5 protein-coding genes and 1 pseudogene are annotated in these 4,881 nt (G+C 69.1%); 3 read left to right on the top strand and 3 right to left on the bottom strand.

Annotation, left to right across the window (positions count from 1 at the left end):
- Both G6019_RS10695 and G6019_RS10700 read right to left on the bottom strand, forming a co-directional pair.
- Positions 1 to 684, bottom strand: a 684-nt coding sequence (locus G6019_RS10695) for an NAD(P)H nitroreductase (RefSeq protein WP_375539758.1), incomplete at its 3' end; no start/stop codon positions are given.
- 61 nt (positions 685 to 745) lie between these two features.
- Positions 746 to 1,393 (bottom strand): response regulator, encoded by a 648-nt coding sequence (locus G6019_RS10700; protein WP_182613048.1) that lies wholly within the window; start codon positions 1,391 to 1,393, stop codon positions 746 to 748.
- A 158-nt stretch (positions 1,394 to 1,551) separates the two neighbouring features.
- Here G6019_RS10700 and G6019_RS10705 point away from each other — a divergent pair, with 158 nt between their 5' ends.
- The 3 genes from G6019_RS10705 (at position 1,552) to G6019_RS10715 (ending at position 4,489) form a co-directional block, all read left to right on the top strand.
- Positions 1,552 to 3,207: a sensor histidine kinase gene (locus G6019_RS10705; protein WP_182613049.1), complete on the top strand. Its 1,656-nt coding sequence runs from the start codon at positions 1,552 to 1,554 to the stop codon at positions 3,205 to 3,207.
- Positions 3,208 to 3,390: 183 nt separating this feature from the next.
- Positions 3,391 to 3,912, top strand: coding sequence for a flavodoxin domain-containing protein (locus tag G6019_RS10710; RefSeq protein ID WP_182613050.1), 522 nt, complete (start codon positions 3,391 to 3,393; stop codon positions 3,910 to 3,912).
- Between the two features lie 94 nt (positions 3,913 to 4,006).
- Positions 4,007 to 4,489, top strand: coding sequence for a hypothetical protein (locus G6019_RS10715; RefSeq protein ID WP_182613051.1), 483 nt, complete (start codon positions 4,007 to 4,009; stop codon positions 4,487 to 4,489).
- Between the two features lie 190 nt (positions 4,490 to 4,679).
- Here G6019_RS10715 and G6019_RS10720 read toward each other — a convergent pair.
- A pseudogene (locus G6019_RS10720) lies at positions 4,680 to 4,881 on the bottom strand (ABC transporter ATP-binding protein); the annotation flags it as partial.

The raw sequence follows: 4,881 nt of genomic DNA on the forward strand, positions 1-4,881 counted from the left end.
GGTGTCGGCCAGCGAGGCCGCCGCGAATCGCCGCGAGGCGATCGCCCCGTCGGAGGCGGAGGACCGCGGTACGTTCCTGGCGGGCACACCGTCGACCTCACGGGACGACCCACTCCACCCCTCGATCTCCGACCGGTAGGCGTCATCGCCCGCGTGGATCCGCGCCGCGGCGTGGACGGCGCCGGCCAGCGCCGACGACACCTCGAGTCGTTCGAGCACGACCCCCTCCCGCGCGGCCCGCACTGTCAACGGGGCGAAGACGTGCTCGGGCACGGGGTAGGAACTGAACCGCCGGCGATCCGAGCGGCGCTGCAGCATCGACGCGGCCAGGTGCCGGTTCTCGATCGTCGGCGGGGTCGGTGTCATGCGCAGAACCGCCAGGAGGTCCGCATCCCCGTCGTCGGGGAAGCGCTCCACGGTCGTGGCCCACCCGACGGCCGCCAGCGCGACCCGCATGTGGTGCAACATCATGCCGCAGCTCAGGTAAATCCCGCGCCGGTCGGGGTCCGAGCTGGGCAGATGGCGGCGTCGGTCGGCACGTAGATGGAGCAGCGGGCCGTCCAGGCTCCACAGCCAGGGCTGCGAGTTGTGCAGCGACGGGGCGCGGGAGGCGAGTCCGGCGGCACGGAGGATCGACGAGGGTGCAGGGGCCGTGGTGGCCGACGAGCGAGGCGAACCGGTCATCACCTCACTGTCCACCGGATGAGTGGCCGCGGCCAGGGACCAACGGCACGACCCGGATGACCTACGACCCGCCGCGCCCGTCGATGATCCGGGCCGCGAAGACAGCGGCCTGGGTGCGACGCTCCATCCCGAGCTTGGCCAGAAGCCTGGAGACGTAGTTCTTCACCGTCTTCTCGGCGAGACACATCCGCGCCGCGATCTGCTTGTTGGTCAGCCCTTCACCCAAGTGGGTGAGCAATCTCTGTTCCTGCGTGGTCAGATTCGCGAGGGGCCCCGCATCGTCCTCCCGACGCCGACGCAGGCGATCCATGAGCACGCCGGCCGCCCGGTTGTCCAACGTCGATGCGCCCCGCCCCACGTCGGCGACGGCCTTGGCCAGTTCCATACCGGTGATGTCCTTGACCACGTACCCGCTCGCCCCGGCCATGATCGCGTCCAGCATCAACTGGTCCTGGGTGTACGAGGTCAGGATCAGGCAGCGCAGCCCCTCCACCTGTGCCAGGAGGTCACGACACAGCTCGATGCCGTCCCCGTCGGGCAGCTGGATGTCGAGCACGGCGACATCCGGCCGCAGGGCGGGTATCCGGGCCAGAGCCTGCGCACATGTGCCCGCCTCTCCGATGACGGACAGCGCGGGGTCGGCGTCCAGGAGCTCGATGAGACCGCGGCGGACGATCTCATGGTCGTCGACGAGGAAAACCGTGGTCATCGCGGGCGCCTCCAGAGGCGGGTGATGGTGTGGGGCCAGTGTACGAGCGCCCGGAGACCGAAGAGCCGGCATGAGGGGAACGAAGCCCGTCGTGCGAGGGCCGTCCCCCGGGTCGAAAAGGTGCGTACGTCGAGCGCTCTGCGTCCTAGTATTCGGGAATGACCGCCGAGTCGGGGAGCGCGAACGATCGCCCACCGGTCGCCGGGGCACCACGGGACAGCAGGGACGCGCTCGTCGACGCCATGCTCGCGATCACCTCGGATCTCGGGCTCGAGACGACCCTCCGTTCCATCGTGCGATCCGCGATGGATCTCCTCGACGCGCGCTACGGCGCGCTGGGGGTGCTCGGCGAAGACCAGACCCTGTCCGACTTCCTCTTCGAGGGGATCGACGCGGAGACGAGGCAGAGGATCGGCCGACGTCCGAACGGTGACGGAGTGTTGGGACTGCTGATCGCCCAGCCGGAGGTGGTCCGACTGCGTGACCTCCGCCGGCATCCCGCCGCGGTCGGCTTCCCCTCCCACCATCCGACGATGACCACGTTCCTCGGCGCGCCGATCCGGGTGCGGGGCTCGCTCTACGGGAATCTCTACCTCGCCGGGAAGAACCGGGGCGAGCACTTCACCGAGGACGACGAGACGGTCATCCGCTCGCTCGCGGCGGCGGCGGGAATCGCGATCGACAACGCTCGCAACCACGAGAACGCCCAGACGCGCCTCAGGTGGATCGAGGCCGCCCGTGATGTCCGCACCGAACTCCTCGCCGGTGTCGGCGACCGCGAGGTGCTGGCTCTGATCACCAGGAGGGTTCTGGGTCTCGCGAACGCCGACCTCGTCTTTGTCGCGCGTCCGGACGATCCCGAACGCCCCCCGCACATGGTGGAGCATCTCGTCGTCTCGGTCGCTTCCGGGACCGGGGCGGACCGATTCGAGGGGGTGTCGCTTCCTGTGGCGGGGTCGACGACCGGGGCGGCATTCGTGTCACGGCAGCCCTCGCGTGGTCACTGGCTCGACCGCGCGGTCACGCCTACCGTTCGCGACGGGTTCGGCCCGGTACTGGCGGCGCCGATGCGCGCGTTCGACGCCACCACCGGCGTTCTCGTGGCAGTGCGCGCGGACGGACGGCCCGCCTTCACCCGGGACGACGTCGAGATGACCGCCCACTTCGCGGACCAGGCTGCGCTCGCCCTCCACCTGGAAGCCTCCGCCACCCGCGCCCGGCAGATGGAGGTCCTCGCCGAACGGGAGCGCATCGCGCGGGACCTGCACGATCACGTGATCCAGCACATTTTCGCCGCGGGCCTGAGCTTGCAGGGGACGCTCCAGCGCACCCGGTCCCCCGATGTCCGTGAACGGCTGACGAGGACCATCGACACCCTCCAGGACATCGTGCAGGAGATCCGCACGACGATCTTCGACCTCCACACCGAGGACACGCAGACGACCCGCCTGAGGCAGCGCATCCACGAGGTGATCGACCAACAACTCGGGGACTCCTCCCTGTGCACACGCGTCCGCATCTCCGGGCCCCTGTCCGTGGTGGGCCCGCGCACCGCCGAACACGTCGTCGCGGTGCTACGTGAGTCGGTGACCAACGTCGTCCGCCACGCACGGGCCGAGTCCATGACGGTCACCGTGGGGATCGGGGACGACATCGTGGTGGAGGTGGCCGACGACGGGGTCGGTCTGGAGGAGCCGACCGACCGGAGCGGACTGGCCAACCTCAGGCGACGCGCCGACGACCTCGGTGGCACGTTCGCCACGTCGACGCACGCCGGGGGAACGGTGATCCGATGGTCGGTGCCACGTCGGTGACGACCTCGTCGTCGTCACCCACCGGGCCTGTCCCTCCCGGGCCATCTCGAGACCACCCCCGACCCGCATTCCATTGTGCTAGTCCCACACGAGGCGGATGATGAGGATCGAGTGATAAGTCCAGGTGGGTCACGTCAGAAGCGACGAGCGCTCGCCGATGCTCGAGCAGGGAGGCACACGACCATGCGCACACTGATCGTCTTTGAATCGATGTACGGCTGCACCCACGACATCGCCGATGCGATCGCACGCGGAGTCGGACAGGTGGGTGACGTGACGACTGTCCCCGTCTCGCACGCCGGTGACGAGGACACCTCGGCCTACGACCTGGTGATCGTGGGCGGCCCCACCCACGTCCACGGGATGAGCCGCGAGTCGACCCGGCAGGGCGCGGTCGAGGCCGCCGACCGACCGGACAGCACGCTGACGGTCGAGCCCGACGCGGCCGGCCCGGGGATCCGGGACTGGCTCGGGGGACTTCCCCGGAGCGAGGGCGCCGCGGCGGCGTTCGACACCCGCGTCGACAAGCCCGCGATCCTCACCGGGCGGGCATCCAAGGGGATCTCGAAGAAGCTGGCTAGCCTGGGGTTCAGCCTCGTCGCCGAGCCCGAGAGCTTCCTGGTCACGTCCGAGACCGAGCTGATCCAGGGCGAAGACGCCCGCGCAGAGCAGTGGGGGCAGAGGGTGGCCGCGCGGCTCCAGTGACCCAGCGCTTCGCCGGCGGCGTCAAAGGAGCACACCCCGGCACTGCTCGCATCGTGTGGAGACCGGGGGTTGACGCTATTGGCAGACTCGGTGGATGCAGAGCAACCGAGACAGGGTGATCACCCCTGCACAGGCGTTCAGGCTCGGCTTCTCGCCTCTGGGGTGTGTCGCCGTTCTGCTGCCGATGATCCCCAACGTTCTCTGGGTGCTCCTCCCCCCGGTCTCCTCCCCGCTGACGGCGGACACGCCCTTTCCGCCGTGGGTCCATGTGATCGGGCTCGTCTGCCAGTCGGTGATGATCGCCCTGCTCATACTGGTCATCAACACGCGACGACGATCCACACCGGGCACCGCGGTCGTCGGCCTCATCGGTGCTCTGGCCCTGCTCGGTTACCTGGTGTTGTGGGTGTTGTACTTTCTCACGCCGATAACGCCGACCATTCTGGTGATGATGGCGATTCTGCCCTCGGTCTACTTCCTCTGCGTGGGGTTGTACCTGCAGAACTATCCCTCGCTCGTCCCGGCAGCTCTTTTCGCGTCCATCCACATTTCGGACACCGCGATGAGCTACCTCTAGACCGCCCTGTATCAGCGCTGCACGCGCACGGCATCATCGGCGATGCGGAAAGCTGCACGGTCAACGCCGTCCTGATGAGGTCAACCGGGCGGCTCCGACATGCTGCTGGTGCGCGACGACTACCCGCCGTCCCGCCTGGATCACGGGCCGGAAGAGGCTCCCCCATGGGAACCGGCGATCACCCCTCCCCTCACTCTCCCCCGAACCACGCCCGACTGAGCTCGGCGTACCTGCCGTCCGAGTGCAGCAGCTCGTCATGAGTCCCGGATTCCACGATCCGGCCGTGCTCCATCACCAGGATCCGGTCCGCGGCCGCGGCCTGGCTCAGCCGGTGCGCCACCACCAGTCCCGCCCGGCCCCGCAGCACTGCGGCGGCCGCGGAGTCGAGGCGA

This window comes from Dietzia sp. DQ12-76, from assembly GCF_014145045.1.
In the GTDB taxonomy this organism is placed as follows: domain Bacteria; phylum Actinomycetota; class Actinomycetes; order Mycobacteriales; family Mycobacteriaceae; genus Dietzia.

What these genes read in the sequence shown, in the direction of transcription:
- G6019_RS10705 (WP_182613049.1), top strand. Translation starts at nt 1,552, where the DNA reads ATGACCGCCGAGTCGGGGAGCGCGAACGATCGCCCACCGGTCGCCGGG.
- G6019_RS10710 (WP_182613050.1), top strand. Translation starts at nt 3,391, where the DNA reads ATGCGCACACTGATCGTCTTTGAATCGATGTACGGCTGCACCCACGAC.
- G6019_RS10715 (WP_182613051.1), top strand. Translation starts at nt 4,007, where the DNA reads ATGCAGAGCAACCGAGACAGGGTGATCACCCCTGCACAGGCGTTCAGG.
- G6019_RS10700 (WP_182613048.1), bottom strand. Translation starts at nt 1,393, where the DNA reads ATGACCACGGTTTTCCTCGTCGACGACCATGAGATCGTCCGCCGCGGT.